Here is a 14,758-nt window from a genome sequence, read left to right as displayed (position 1 = left end):
GAGACGTTATGATGCCTTTACGTGCACAGCCACTGCGCGCGCTTCACAAAGCAACACCGCTGGTAATGGCGATTCGTTTGAGCCTGTTACCGGCGGCTTGCCTAACCTCAGGGATAACGTATGCTGCGGTAGAGCCAGCTAGCGTACACTATGACATTAATGCAGGCGAACTGGATAAAGTTCTTAATCAGTACTCCACCCACGCCGGTATAACCCTTTCAGTCGATGCCAGCTTAACCCACGGCAAACAGAGTAGCGGTCTACACGGCAATTATTCCATCACCGATGGGCTGAACACCTTGCTGGCCGGCACTGATTTGCAGGTGAAAACGTTGGGCAATAACGCGTTCACACTCAAACCCGCCCCTGTTACACAGAAAGACGTGCTGACCGTGGTAGGCGACTGGCTAGGTAGTGCGCGTGAAGCTGACGTGTTTGAACATGCAGGCGCACGTGATGTCATCCGCCGGGAAGATTTTGCCAAAACAGGCGCCACCACAATGCGTGAAGTGTTGAACCGCATTCCCGGCGTCAACGCACCAGAAAACAACGGTACCGGCAGCCACGACTTAGCGATGAACTTTGGCATTCGTGGCCTGAATCCACGCCTTGCCAGCCGCTCTACGGTTCTGATGGATGGCGTTCCGGTACCCTTCGCGCCTTACGGCCAGCCACAGCTATCGTTAGCGCCCGTATCTCTCGGCAACATGGATGCAATAGATGTGGTACGCGGCGGCGGTGCCGTGCGTTACGGGCCGCAAAGCGTAGGTGGCGTGGTAAATTTCGTGACCCGCGCTATCCCACAGGATTTTGGTATTGACACCAGTGTGGAAGGCCAGCTTAGCCCCACATCCTCACAAAATAATCCCAAAGAAACCCATAATCTGATGATTGGCGGTACGGCAGATAACGGTTTAGGCACAGCGCTTCTCTACTCCGGCACACGCGGCAGTGACTGGCGCGAGCACAGCGCCACGCACATTGACGACGTGATGCTCAAAAGCCGCTATGCACCCAATGAAGTGCACACCTTCAACAGCCTATTGCAATATTACGATGGCAGCGCGGATATGCCCGGCGGCCTTTCACGCGGCGATTACGATGCCAATCGCTGGCAATCCACTCGCCCATATGACCGCTTCTGGGGCCGCCGTCAGCTCGCAAGCCTCAGCTATCAGTATCAACCCGACCAGCAGCACAAATTCAATATTCAGGGCTTATATACTCATACCTTGCGCAGCGGTTATCTTGAACAGGGCAAGCGCATTACCCTTTCCCCACGAGAATATTGGGTGCGCAGCATCGAACCACGTTATAGCCAGCTCTTCAATTTAGGTCCTTCGGCCCACGAAGTAGGAATTGGCTACCGTTATGTGAATGAATCCAGTCACGAAATGCGTTACTACACCGCCACTATCAGCGGTGAATTACCCAGCACATCAAGCCCTTATGATCGTAACACCCGATCCGGCACCGAGGCACACACTTGGTACATTGATGACCGCATTGATATCGGCAACTGGACCATCACGCCTGGGATACGATTCGAACATATCAAATCCTTCCAAAACAACAATGTAAAAGGTACCCGTCAGGAAGTAAGTTACGATGCGCCGTTGCCCGCACTCAATGTTCTTTATCATATTACTGATAGCTGGAATCTTTACGCCAATACGGAAGGCTCGTTCGGTACCGTACAGTACAGCCAAATTGGCAAGGCGGTGAAAAGCGGTAATGTAGAACCTGAAAAGGCCCGAACTTGGGAAGTCGGAACTCGCTACGACGACGGAGCATTGGCTGCGGAAATGGGGCTGTTCCTGATTAACTTCAACAATCAGTACGACTCCAACCAGACTAACGATACCGTTACGGCACGTGGAAAAACCCGACATACTGGGCTGGAAACTCAGGCACGTTACGATCTTTCCGAACTTACGCCCAAGCTGAAAAACGTTTCGGTTTACGCCAGCTACACGTATGTGAACGCGGAAATTCGTGAAGAGGGCAACACCTACGGGAATCAAGTGCCGTTCTCACCAAAACATAAAGGCGCATTTGGCATAGATTACAAACCGGGCAACTGGACCATCAACCTTAACAGTACATCTCAGTCCAGCCAGTTTGCAGATAACGCTAATACCGTGCAGGAAAACGCCAATGGAAGCACCGGGCGCATTCCGGGCTTTATGCTGTGGGATACCCGCGTGGCGTATGACTTCGGCCCACAAATGGCTAATCTGAGTCTAGCCTTTGGGGTGAAAAACATTTTCGACCACGAGTATTACACCCGTTCCTATGATGACAATAACAAAGGCATCTACGCCGGGCAGCCACGTACGTTCTATATGCAAGGATCTGTAAAATTCTGACGTTACATTAATCCGTTTGCCGGGCCATTGCCCGGCTTTGCTATTTCTGGAGTTAAGTTATGTTTGCACCGATTCACGTTATGTTTATCGTTTTGCTCTTCTTTACTAGTCTCCCCCACGCCATCGCGGTCACGGTACAGGATGAGCAAGGCAGTTTTACCCTCAATATCGTTCCCCAGCGCGTGGTTGTGCTGGAATTGTCGTTTGCTGATGCGTTGGCCGCCATCAATATCAGCCCGGTGGGTATTGCCGATGATAACGATCCGCAGCGCATCCTCACGGATGTTCGCCAGCGTATTAAACCCTGGCAATCAACGGGCACTCGCGCCCAGCCAAGCCTTGAAGCCATCAGCGCGCTGAAACCTGATCTCATCATTGCAGACAGTCAACGCCATGCGGGGATTTATCGGGCACTCAAAGGTATCGCCCCTGTTTTGCTGCTAAAGTCCCGTAACGAAACCTATGAAGAAAACCTGCAATCTGCCGCGATCATCGGCAAAGTAATGGGGAAAGAGAGTGAGATGCAACAACGGCTGGCAAAGCACCATGAACGCATGAAAGGCTATGCCAGCCAGTTGCCACAAGGCGTCAGTGTGGCTTTTGGCACCTCGCGCGAACAGCAATTTAACCTGCATTCCAGCGATACCTATACTGGCAGCGTCTTAACGGCATTAGGGCTAAAGGTTCCTACTCCTGTTAATCATGCCGCAATGGCTTCTCTCAGCCTTGAACAATTATTGGCGCTCAATCCTGACTGGCTTATCGTGGCCCACTATCGCCAGGAGAGCATCGTGAAGCGCTGGCAGCAAGATTCGCTGTGGCAGATGATGACGGCACAGCACAAACATCAGGTAGCAACAGTAGACAGCAACACTTGGGCTCGTATGCGCGGGATATTTGCCGCTGAACGTATTGGCAGTGATGCGGTAAAAATCTTCCATCATCAGCCAGTTAATGAAACACCATGAGACGCCGCCATCATCCGGTCTGGCTTTGGGGGTTACCGCTGGTTGCACTGTTTAGTGCGTTCTGGCTAAGTCTGTTTTGCTATTCCGCTATTCCCATTCCCGCCATCAGCGCGCTCAAGGCACTGGTGCCAGGTCATACACCGACATTACCTGAAGCACTGGTTATCAATCTGCGACTACCACGCAGTCTGGTCGCTATTCTGCTCGGCGCAGCTCTGGCTCTGGCCGGCGCGCTACTCCAGACGCTCACTCATAATCCTCTGGCCTCACCCTCCTTACTGGGCATTAACAGTGGCGCAGCTCTGGCAATGGCGCTGGTCAGCGCTTTCAGTCCAGCAACGCTGGCCGGATATTCCATTTCCCTGGTGGCGGCTTGCGGCGGTGGAATTAGCTGGCTGATGGTGATGGCCGCAAGTGGTAGCTGGCAGCAAAAATACGATCGCAACCAGCTAATTCTGGCGGGCATTGCCTTATCGGCCTTATGTATGGCACTAACACGTATTACGCTACTGCTTGCCGAAGATCATGCTTACGGCATTTTCTACTGGCTGGCGGGTGGAGTTTCCCATGTCCGCTGGCCTGAATTCTGGCAACTATTCCCTTTCGTGGTGGTCACTGTACCTGTGGTTTTATTGTTGGCGAAATCGCTTAATCTGCTCAACACCGGCGATGTCAGTGCCCATACGCTTGGCGTGAATCTAACTCGCCTGCGTATCTTCGTCAGTTTGACGGTACTGACTCTGGTGGGAGCTGGCGTCAGTGTGGCGGGGCCGATCGTGTTTATTGGCCTGCTCATGCCCCATCTGGCGCGTTTCTGGGTTGGCTATGATCTGCGCCGCACGCTGCCAATGTGCATGCTGTTGGGAGCGGTGTTTATGCTACTTGCCGATTTACTGGCCCGTGCGTTGGCCTGGCCAGGAGAACTTCCGGCAGGCGCAGTACTGGCTCTGATTGGCGCACCTTGCTTCGTCTGGCTGACAAAGAGGCGAACATGAACCGTCAGGTTATCCCACTGTTAGTAATGTTGCTGGCAGTTACGCTGGTGCTATCGCTACGCATGGGTGCGCAACCACTTCCCTGGGACGCATTAATAAGCGGCTGGCAACCCAGTGACAAATACCACTTTGTGCTAACGCAGTACCGCCTACCGCGCATTCTACTCGCCATCGCTGTAGGCGCCGCACTGGCGCTTTCCGGCGTCTTGGTTCAGGGTATTATTCGTAATCCACTGGCCTCCCCTGATGTACTGGGGGTAAATCATGCAGCAAGCCTGGCGTCGGTAAGCGCGCTGATCCTCTTCCCTTCTCTGCCGGTACAGTGGCTTCCGCTACTCGCTTTTTGCGGTGGAATGGCCGCGCTAATCCTACTGCGGGCAATTGCCGGCTCCTCTTCGCCGCTGCGCCTTGCACTGGTTGGCGTGGCACTTTCAGCTACCTGGACAAGCATCACCGATTACCTAATGCTCTCACGCCCACAAGATATCAACAACGCGCTTTTATGGCTGACCGGCAGTCTATGGGGACGCGACTGGCAGTTTGTGGCTATAGCCTTGCCGGTATTGATGATACTGATACCGCTCAGCCTGCGCTTTTGTCGCGATTTAGATTTGCTGGCACTTGGTGATGACAGCGCCAGCACACTGGGCGTTTCGCTCCTGCACGTACAATCCTGGGGGTTAATGCTGGCAGTAGCGCTCGCCGCAACAGGCGTCGCCGTTTGCGGGCCGATTGGCTTTATCAGCCTCGTAGTGCCCCATCTCGTTCGCAGACTTGTGGGAGGACGGCATCGCTGGCTTATACCAGCATCCATGCTTATGGGCGCACAGGTTCTGCTGCTAGCCGATTTGCTGGCAAGGAGCATAGCCCCACCAATGGAACTGCCTGCTGGCGTGTTGACCGCCATCATTGGCGCCCCTTATTTCTTCTGGCTTTTAGTGAGGACACGTTAAATGCAACTGACTACGGAAAAATTATCTGCGGGCTACGGGGAGAAACGCATTCTAAATGATCTGTCGCTCACTCTCCCGACCGGGAAAATCACAGCGCTGCTCGGTCCCAACGGTTGTGGGAAATCGACATTACTGAAATGCTTTTCGCGGCTATTAACGCCATTATCTGGAAAGATAACAATAGATAGTGAACCTTTAGCACACTTTTCCTCACGCAAGCTCGCCAAACATCTGGCGCTTTTACCACAACATCCTCTCACACCAGAAGGGATCGCCGTCCATGAACTGGTTGCATACGGACGTAGCCCTTGGCTTACATTTTGGGGGCGTTTAGCACCTCATGATCATCGTCTTGTACAACAAGCAATAGAAAAAACGCAGATCAGCCATCTTGCCGATAAACGCGTTACCGATCTTTCAGGCGGGCAACGCCAACGCGCTTTTCTGGCGATGGTTCTGGCCCAAGATACACCGGTGGTACTGCTCGACGAACCCACTACGTATCTTGACATCAACCATCAGGTGGAATTGATGAAGCTACTGCGTGAACTGAACAACGAAGGAAAAACAGTCGTGGCCGTACTTCATGACCTCAATCAAGCTAGCCGGTACTGTGACCATCTGGTGCTGCTTTCGCAAGGACAGGTTGTCGCCCAAGGCTCACCCGAGGAGGTTATGACACCGAAATTATTACAGCAAGTATTCAGCATCGAAGCAGAAATTCACCCCGAGCCAGTTTCAGGTAAACCAATGTGTGTAGTGTGTTAGGAGGGGAGCTAGTGTAGCGTGTTGGTTCTTTTCTCCAGTACGACTTAATATTCTCGGTTTTTTGTTAGAAGTTGTGTTGGGATTCATTCCTTATACCACCCAACACAAAAAGCCAAGCTTGAATTTATGTGATGCTAAATTTGCTGTTCTTAAGTAAAGTTAACGTTAATTTACACTTTCAAAGTAATGGTAATGCTACTTATCGTCGTATCTCGTCACCTCGCTCAAAAGGCTGCTGTGATAAACGTTCATTGGAAGAAAGTCAGATTGGCCAGGAGTGAACAAAAGAAAGAAATAGTTTCTGAACAGGAATAAAATTCAGACTGCTGACAAACCTCGTTGAAAATAACGGGGTTTGTTTCTTTCATTATGAATAATAATGCAACCTATTTTCTTCATTAACCCGGTTTCATCACCCGCAAGATCGTTATGTTAGCTTCTGCTACATTGAATATTTTTGCCATCCAGAGATAAAAATAACAAAACACGAGTACACACGCCCAGTAATAATCACTCCACTGCTTATTACTGGAGTGCCATTTCCTAGCAATAGTTTCAAAATTAAATTCTCTTGATGCCTCAGCTTGTACCTCTTTCTGTATTGCTTTGGGATCATACCATTAGCTATCAGTTTCTTAGCCTCATCACGTTTAGCTCTGGCATCAGCAAGAAAAATTACCGGGTAAACCCCAAATGCTAATCTGTCTTCTTTTTTATCAGTAGGTCGGCGGTATTTCATACGCCAGTATTTTGAACCTCTCGGAGTAATTTCCAGATACAACCCGCCACCATCAGCAAGTTTATAGGCTTTATCTTTTGGCTTTGCTGTCTCTATTTGCTTGGCATTGGGTTTCATTTTGGGAGCACATTATTAATCGAATCGGAAGATGCCCCCACAGATATGTGGATTGCAACGGACGATAATAGACCTTGATAGACTATTTTATTTCCTGATCAGAGACTTCATTAAAATCGGTTCCCTTTGGAAAGTATTGTCTAATTAACCCATTGATATTCTCATTACACCCTCTTTCCCAGGGCGAGTAAGGGTGAGCAAAGTAAATTTGGGTTTCTAATCTTTTACTCATGATTTCATGATCTGCAAACTCTAAACCATTATCGAATGTGATGGTCTTAGCCATTTGTTTTAATGGGTATAATACTTTCACTACCGCTTTTGCGACTTCTGATGCCCGCTTGCTATCAAGTTTAACAATAATAGTATACAGCGTTTTGCGGTCAACCAGGGTTAATAAGGCACTTTTTTTGTCTTTCCCCATTATCGTATCCCCTTCCCAGTCACTAATACGTTCTTTTTTATCAACGACTTCCGGGAAAACATCAATACTGACCCGATTTTTAATTTTGTCTCTCTTTTCATAGCGACCATAGCGTTTACGATAGGGTTTTCTGGCAATTCGCAGATGTTGCCATAAATCACCCCCCTCTATTTTATCTTGATGAATCAGCCTATAAATCGTCTCATGATGCAAAAATATCCCTTTATCCCGCTTCAAACAATCAACCACCTGTTCAGGACTTAAATCTTGCCAAATTAACCGTTTTATCCATTTTTTGACTTCCGGCGTTATTTTTATAGCTTTTTTAGCAAAATGACAACGAGCCAATCCCTTCAAATGAGCCTGTTCAGGGCAATAGGTTTTAACTTCTTGATTTCTCTTCAATTCTCTGCTGATGGTCGACGGGCTTCGCTTAAGTGACTCAGCAATGAAACGCTGTGAAAAACCTGCTTTTTTAAACTGGAAATCTGGTATCTTTCTGTTTCGGTCAGTTGTATATAGGTAATTGTGCATTTTCCTGTGGCGGGAAAGATGCCTACTATAGCAACTGACCGTCCTTCTGAAAAATTGCACTTATTAGTTGAATCCGCCTCCCCGGCTAATGTTTAGTCACGATATCATTCTGATCTTATCTACGAACAATGAACACAGAGCTAAGCAAGGCTCTGGTTTTCAAATTCGCCACAGTACGACACAGACCTACTAGCAATCATTCGTGGTGACATTGACCATCGATAACAGCACGCGACCACACGTCTACCCTCACCGCCAAGTAGAGCCAGCTTTCATCCGTGCACAAATACGTAATGCCATCCGGCTATATCTGTAGGGTGTCAGCCCATAAAAACAGTTTGGCACGATATTAGGGGGCTCCAAATTTAAACCAAGGGGTCCTTTCAGCGGAGTAACTGCTGATGGCCCTCCGTTGGAAGATGGTATTTATCATCGCTGATAGTACTTATGCCGCTATGAGCGAAAAGCAGCCCTAAAGTGCCAATCTTCTATTCCATCCAAAGATAAACACTAAAAACATTTATGCTAGAGTTACGAAGGCAGGATTTTGAAAAAAGATTGATTACATGTTAATAAATTACGATTTTTAAAAAGGTAAATAATGAGCAACCATTCTGATATAACACGTTTGTACACTATGGAAGGGGCAACACATTTATATTCAAGTGCACCAACCTTACTGACCACGGCAGATCTTTACCAGATTAATCATAATCCAGCCTATCTAGAAGCATTGAAGGACTGTAATATTTATCTTATCGTTTGCCGTGAGCGGATTGTCATTAACCCAGCAAAATTTGAACTTACCGGTAGAATCGTTACTGGTTCATTTCTCGTAAACAGGGCTACAGAAATAGCAGAAGTGCCCTTTGAATATCATATCCCTGAAGATATAGTGCCTGATGAAAAGCAAATCATTGACATTGCAGTTGATCTGAACGGAACTAAACTCATTGTAATAACCAGCAAAATCAAACAAATTGTGGCCGTCAACAATCTGGTAGCAAATGCCCATTCAGATTTGCTCCTCACTGATACTGATTTAAAGGTTCTGTATGTTGGACAAGGTATTGGGCGCAAAGGAACACGTACTGCTGTTGACAGGTTGCACGCGCATTCGACTCTACAACGTATTCTCGCAGAAATGAGCACTCATTTTCCGTCAATTGAAATATTACTTCTACTTTATCGATTTGAACATGGCAGAACCATCATAAGTAATGGAGGCGACATGAATGCCGAACCGCTGTCCTCCGCAGAAGAGGATACCGTTCATTTTAACAGGCTAAGCAATGTGAAACTCAATAGAGCTGATACAGTTTCTCTGGCTGAAGCCGGGTTAATCAATTACTTCAAGCCTCAGTATAACGTTTTGATTAAGCACTCCAATTTTTCATCAAAATCGCGAATAAAAATCCTCAACCGTCTTTTAAATAGTGGTATCACCGGATTGATAATAGAGATTGGTGGTGCGACTATTCGTTCCAGGATTAGGACTGAACATGCGATACCAAGGGACATGACGGATTTATATACACCAGATGTTTTAGCGGGGAGAAATCTTCCGGATACGGAAATGCGTAAACAATGGCAGCAGGAGCTGTATATCCAGAACCATACACATTACGCCTCATTTCCTTTGACAAATCAGTCAGAGCGAAATACTTTTCTACACGGGACAGTATTTATTGATAGCACTGAAATTCCTTTTACGGAATAATACAGGGCTTCTACCGGATTCCCCAAAAAGTGCGATCAGATAAAGATACGTAGAAACGTCTGTTTTTGACATCAATCTATCCGGTGGAACAACTTCAGTCAGCTAAGAGCGAGAAGCGGCCATACAGACGCTACAGTATGAAAATGCCTCATTGTCGATTGCATTGTGTTTTTTCAACTCCGACGTCTATATTGCTTACTGAAATCTTGTCCAAAAAAATAACCAATAAAGGCGTTTAATGCCGAAATCACATTACAAATAATCACAAAATTTTGAGGGCGGCAAATATGTGAAGTATATTTGCCGTGATAACTGGACTTATGAAACTAGTGACTGCATCTAGGAATGTACGGGCAATTGCATTAAGCCGCTACAAGTAACGCTATTTTTCCAACTCTCTTTGCAACCTCTCCCAAAGTGGTTTTAATTGTTTCCTAATGCTTTTAGAATTCATTGTACGCGCAGCTCTATAACCATAACTTAGAAAATTTCTTTTTCCAACATGCGCATAACGAGCATAAATTTTTTCTTTGAATAAGTCTTTTTCAGGTAAATTTTTGCTTATGCGAACTTTATTTTTAGAACGCATCGTTGATTTCGCAAGTTTAACACCTCTTTTCATCCTATCAGAGTATCGAGATAACGAAGAGGAACGTAAATAGATGTTGTTACCATCAAAAAGAAAACCAAGGTATTGAAGTGGTTTATCGCAAGATATTTTCCCACTAACATGAGCAGTAAACTCTCTTATCTCCGTTTTATCCGTATTTAAATCAACTTTTAATCCCTTTAGTCTTTTTTTAGCCTCACCTGCAACTTTATTTTTTTGCTCTATGGGCACAATAAATAGCATGTCATCACAATAGCGAAAGTATTCACCACCTATACTTTCAACATACGATTTCATTTCAATATCAAAATTCAACATGTATATATTAGATAATAAAGCGCTGATTGGTGAACCTTGAGGTATTCCTCTCCCTGACTTATTAGTGATAATTAAAGACCGTGCCTTTACACGGAACTCATCGGATGAGCATATTTTCCTTCTGTTATGTTTGGGATTGTGCTTGGATATACCAAATAATGGGTAGAGCTGATCTTTATCAACCTTTGAGAATTTAGTTATATTTTTAAAAACTGCATAATGATCAGCCGGTAGGCTAGACTCTGAAATCAGTTTGCACCAAGCGTTCTTTAAAATATTGTGGTCAAGTGTATCAAAAAACTTTGACAAATCTAGAGATACGGCACTACAGTTTTTTCTTATTTTTATTTCTTCAAAAGCTTCATAAGCGAACTCTATATTGCTTTTCTCTAGCTTCCTGAAGGCCAGTATATTTTTATCCACGCCATGCTTTTTTACCTCCAACTCATAAAATGAATCCAAGATAGAAGCATAATATGAAAATATATGACTATCCATATGAGATGAATACGCTATCTCTCTTGGTTTGCACTTCCTTGCGAGCAAGTTAGTAAGGGGATCCTTTCTTATTTTATAAGATTTCGCTGTAAAACTGATGAAAGGTAAAAAAGAATGGGTAGCAATATATTGAGGATTAGTTACCACATCTAAAGCATGAAGCAGTGTAACTGGATTATCAAAGTGCAGGTATCCTCTGCTTTTATACCAAGGATGATCTGGATATTTCATATTAATATCTCTGGTATTTGTGAAACCGGGGTACGATTGAACTGCGGTCATCCAACAACTCATACCCCGGCTTAACAAATTGGTTCTTCCAACCTTCTCATGTACGGTAACCCTAAAGTTACGTCCATTTCACCGCAAATGTTAGAAACACTGTATAATGTAATCAGCGTGATGGAGACCGTTATGAGTATCGTCCACCTGTTAGTCAGCCTCTGGTCGGTGTTCAGCGAAGGTCGCTGGCCGGGAGTTGCCAAACTGTACATCACCCCTACGTCTATACGTAGGGCATGAAATTTATAACATTTCTGATGTTCTAAGTGCAACCCTAAGAATTGATAGCAATGTGCGCTTCTGGCACAAAGCCGACTGGATGACGGATTTTTCTGTGCCAAAAGTTCAGGCCCAAAGCTGCGTGCCGTGCCATATAACGAGAGTAACCGATCTCGGGATGGGCTGATCTAACCAAAGGCGCAGCGGAGTCGAACCCATAGTTTATTTATCGCGAATACTCATCATTGACGTTGCCACCAACGCCACGAATCCTCCCATACTCCGCTGCCTATTCCCGTCCTTTTTGAGGAAATGCAATCGCCGTGAATCACTCGTCTGTTATCAGACAGAGCCAAAATGCCAAGAGCCTACTGCCCTAACATCCTCGGATAATGTTTTGCGATGATATCGTTCATTCGCTCCACTAAATTTTGAACCTCGCGGAGTAATTTCCAGATACAACCCGCCACTATCAGCGAGTTCATAGGCTTTATCTTTTGGCTTTGCTGTCTCTATTTGCCTCGCATTGAGTTTCATTTGGGGGGCACATTATTAATCGAATCGGAAGATGCCCCCACAGATATGTGGATTGCAATGGACGATAATAGACCTTGGTGGACTACTTTATTTGATTTATAAGGAGTTTTCTTAGGTAAGCCGGACTTTGGTGAACTGCTATGAACATAGTCATGGTGCGAAGGCCGGACTCGAATTTCATATCCAATAGACTGACATCAATGCATTTTAGTAACAAACTTAAATAGTTATACCCTCACTTGTACCCACAAGTCAAAATCCGTACAAAAAATAGACATTATAGGTGAGTATAAAGCCATACCAGTACAACACCGATATGGCTATCAAAGCAAGATTTAGAGAGTTAAGAGGCCTTTCCTCGAAAATTACTGAAGATTGCTCAATTCAGCGGACTGCAAAAGGTCCTCATGAAACAGGTAGCTTTTGAGCGCCTACTACGCCTACTGTGGAATAAATGGGGACAAGTATGTAAATGCCCTTTTACACCATAAAGCCATTACTCGCAGTGGTCATAACTGCATATTTTCTTTGTCATATTCTGTTCATCTTGAGACACCAAAAGAGCTATAGTGCCAATCGGTATACGTTCTGACAGAGAGAAAACATGCAGCCCATCCATCCCCTGATCAAAGCGGTAAGAGATAAGAAATTGCCTCATCCCGCGCAGCTGAATCAATTCAATCAAAAGCACTGGATTGAATTCATGAACAAAATAGGTCCGCTAAATGCAGAGGCTTCAGCATACATTTCAGGGGCTACGTGGCTTAATAATAACTTCCACAGTGTGGAAAATACTCGAAAGCAAATCTGTTTTTTTAAAGGCTGCAGACCTGAATATCAAGAAATGATCAGGGCACATATCGCCAGCGCTAATTATGCATTCTGGCAGGTATGCGACGAACAGAAAGAAATCTTTGGAGATATAAGCAATACGGCCATAGAACAGATGATTATCACCAAAACCTCGAAGGTAGGGGAAAGCGATCCGGTAAGTGTTAACAGTGTAAATATGCATAGGCTTGACAGCCTAAGAGGTCCATTATTCGAGCTATTTAAATATAAAGATCGTATGCATCTGCTCTTCCCTGATGATCGCCCGGTCAAGTTATCCAAGCTCGACTTTTATCTAGCAGAAATGAGGATGTCTCAACACTTCCATAGTTTTTCTTCCCTGTGGCAAGACTTACTCTATGGTCGTGCAGTATTCGCTTTCCAGCCGAAACGAGTCTTTTTCATTCAATGCCATTCTGACTATCACCGCATAAAAACAATTGCAGAATTTCGTCGTGATCATTTTTTAGTAACTTCGATGACTGAAGCACACACAGTGATGGACAAATTTCAGGGTAGTAATTTTGGATCAAATTATCTGCATTATGAACCTGGTAAGCCGTTGAGCCTAACTCCGTGGCAATCATTATCTCAACGGTCGCAAATGATCGCCAGATTTCAGCCTTTATCGGCTTTTATTCAGCTTGATGACCACCTCAAATCGTTATTAAAGCGCAAATCGCTTCCTTGTATAGAACGTAAATTGCAAAGTGTTTTAGATGTATGGGTTCATTTATCTGTGCTAGCTGTTCAGATTGATGAACATCTGCATACAGATGAGGAAATCAATGACTGGTCAAAGTTAGTTCAACTAGCGCCTCAATTTGAACGTTCTAATCTTATCGTCGCACTTATCCAGTGCTGTGAATATAGCGAAACTGAGATCACCTATGCTATCGATTTATTGACCTGGAGGGGAAAATCTCCACAGGAAGATTTATGGGTGCAACCTCTGGTGTCCATTGAGGATAAATATATTTTCCCGATCAGTGCATTTCTAACTGCTAGTCTCACCCGCAATATAGATTGCTGGATGGCCAAAATCGATCCCAAAGATACTCGCCGTGGAAAGCTGTTTGAGAAAGATTTGGTTCGAGTATTAGAAGAGTGCCGGAATGGAAATCCGGTAATGAAGGAGCATTTGCGTTATACAGCTGCAATTGAACCAAACTATCATGGGCATAGGGAAGAAATAGATCTGACTTTCTCTTTCGGGAATTTACTAATGGTAGTGGAAGCTCGCAGCCGTAAAACATCCATCACTCCACTCGATTATGACAATGAACTTTTCGATTCTAACGGACTGATGCATAAAACTAAGCAGGCCGTTAGAAAAGCGGCCTTTGTAAGTGATCATCTTGAGCATTTTTGTCAGAATTATTATCCCCATTTATCTGGTACAGAAGGAGTAGAAGTAGTCCCGCTAGTAATCATCAATGGTCAATTTCATGCTGGTTTTCCGCTAAACGATGTGCCCATCATAGATCCAGCGCTTCTGTTGCATTTTCTTCGGGATCGTGAGGTACGTTTTATGGCAGCTGCACCTTATGACAGACATCAGTATGGCATTCCGCTCTGGCAAAGCCTCGAAGAAGCACAGACACGCTTTAGAGATTATCTTTCATGTCCTACTTTGATAAAGGTTTACAATTCCATGTGCAGCGAGTCAGAAAAACGCTCCAACAATCTCGGGGAGGAGTGTGAAGAAGTTGTCTCACTTACATTTGAAATTGGTTTCGTGGGATGGGAAGAGCAATTGGCCCATGTTGAGCGAACCTTTCCAAATCAACTAGTAAAATATTACTGACAGATAGAGCATATCTTCGTAGGTACCTGCCCGCAAGATACAGTCAATATTGATTGAACAAATCAGCTC

The 14,758-nt window shown here is 45.4% G+C and carries 8 protein-coding genes and 3 pseudogenes; 7 read left to right on the top strand and 4 right to left on the bottom strand.

What is annotated here, in order from left to right:
- Positions 1 to 8 precede the first annotated feature (8 nt).
- The 5 genes from fecA to fecE are packed head-to-tail and all read left to right on the top strand — an operon-like array spanning position 9 to position 6,053.
- Positions 9 to 2,369 carry a TonB-dependent Fe(3+) dicitrate receptor FecA gene (gene fecA / locus Phpb_RS22080; RefSeq protein WP_065392235.1) on the top strand — a complete coding sequence of 787 codons (2,361 nt, stop codon included), beginning with the start codon at positions 9 to 11 and terminating at the stop codon, positions 2,367 to 2,369.
- A 59-nt stretch (positions 2,370 to 2,428) separates the two neighbouring features.
- A complete protein-coding gene (locus Phpb_RS22075) occupies positions 2,429 to 3,337 on the top strand; it encodes a Fe(3+) dicitrate ABC transporter substrate-binding protein FecB (protein WP_065392234.1) in 909 nt (302 codons plus the stop codon).
- Positions 3,334 to 4,332, top strand: a complete 999-nt coding sequence (fecC, locus tag Phpb_RS22070) for an iron-dicitrate ABC transporter permease FecC (protein ID WP_065392233.1) — start codon at positions 3,334 to 3,336, stop codon at positions 4,330 to 4,332. Before Phpb_RS22075 ends, fecC begins: the two co-directional genes overlap by 4 nt.
- The gene (fecD, locus tag Phpb_RS22065) at positions 4,329 to 5,285 is read left to right on the top strand and encodes a Fe(3+) dicitrate ABC transporter permease subunit FecD (RefSeq protein WP_065392232.1); all 957 of its coding nucleotides are present in this window, start codon (positions 4,329 to 4,331) and stop codon (positions 5,283 to 5,285) included. The genes fecC and fecD overlap by 4 nt, the downstream gene beginning before the upstream one ends.
- Positions 5,286 to 6,053: a Fe(3+) dicitrate ABC transporter ATP-binding protein FecE gene (gene fecE, locus Phpb_RS22060; protein WP_065392231.1), complete on the top strand. Its 768-nt coding sequence runs from the start codon at positions 5,286 to 5,288 to the stop codon at positions 6,051 to 6,053.
- Positions 6,054 to 6,541: 488 nt separating this feature from the next.
- Here fecE and Phpb_RS22055 read toward each other — a convergent pair.
- Together Phpb_RS22055 and Phpb_RS22050 are read right to left on the bottom strand one after the other, a co-directional pair.
- A pseudogene (locus Phpb_RS22055) lies at positions 6,542 to 6,909 on the bottom strand (Arm DNA-binding domain-containing protein); the annotation flags it as partial.
- Positions 6,910 to 6,997: 88 nt separating this feature from the next.
- Positions 6,998 to 7,860: pseudogene (locus tag Phpb_RS22050) on the bottom strand (IS30 family transposase); the annotation flags it as partial.
- A gap of 608 nt (positions 7,861 to 8,468) precedes the next feature.
- On the opposite strand from Phpb_RS22050, the gene Phpb_RS22045 reads away from it, so the two are divergent.
- Positions 8,469 to 9,587: a hypothetical protein gene (locus Phpb_RS22045; RefSeq protein WP_065392228.1), complete on the top strand. Its 1,119-nt coding sequence runs from the start codon at positions 8,469 to 8,471 to the stop codon at positions 9,585 to 9,587.
- A 382-nt stretch (positions 9,588 to 9,969) separates the two neighbouring features.
- On the opposite strand, the gene drt2 is transcribed toward Phpb_RS22045, so the two are convergent.
- Together drt2 and Phpb_RS25660 are read right to left on the bottom strand one after the other, a co-directional pair.
- On the bottom strand, positions 9,970 to 11,244 hold the full coding sequence (gene drt2 / locus Phpb_RS22040) for an antiviral reverse transcriptase Drt2 (protein ID WP_065392268.1): 1,275 nt from the start codon (positions 11,242 to 11,244) through the stop codon (positions 9,970 to 9,972).
- A gap of 645 nt (positions 11,245 to 11,889) precedes the next feature.
- A pseudogene (locus tag Phpb_RS25660) lies at positions 11,890 to 12,051 on the bottom strand (Arm DNA-binding domain-containing protein); the annotation flags it as partial.
- A 604-nt stretch (positions 12,052 to 12,655) separates the two neighbouring features.
- Here Phpb_RS25660 and Phpb_RS22030 point away from each other — a divergent pair.
- Positions 12,656 to 14,689, top strand: a complete 2,034-nt coding sequence (locus Phpb_RS22030) for a hypothetical protein (protein ID WP_065392226.1) — start codon at positions 12,656 to 12,658, stop codon at positions 14,687 to 14,689.
- Positions 14,690 to 14,758: the final 69 nt, after the last annotated feature.

The sequence above is a fragment of the Photorhabdus namnaonensis genome (assembly GCF_001684335.1).
Classification (GTDB): Bacteria; Pseudomonadota; Gammaproteobacteria; order Enterobacterales; family Enterobacteriaceae; genus Photorhabdus; species Photorhabdus namnaonensis.
Note: the sequence above shows the minus strand (reverse complement) of the source record. Positions and strands in the feature narration are given on the sequence as shown.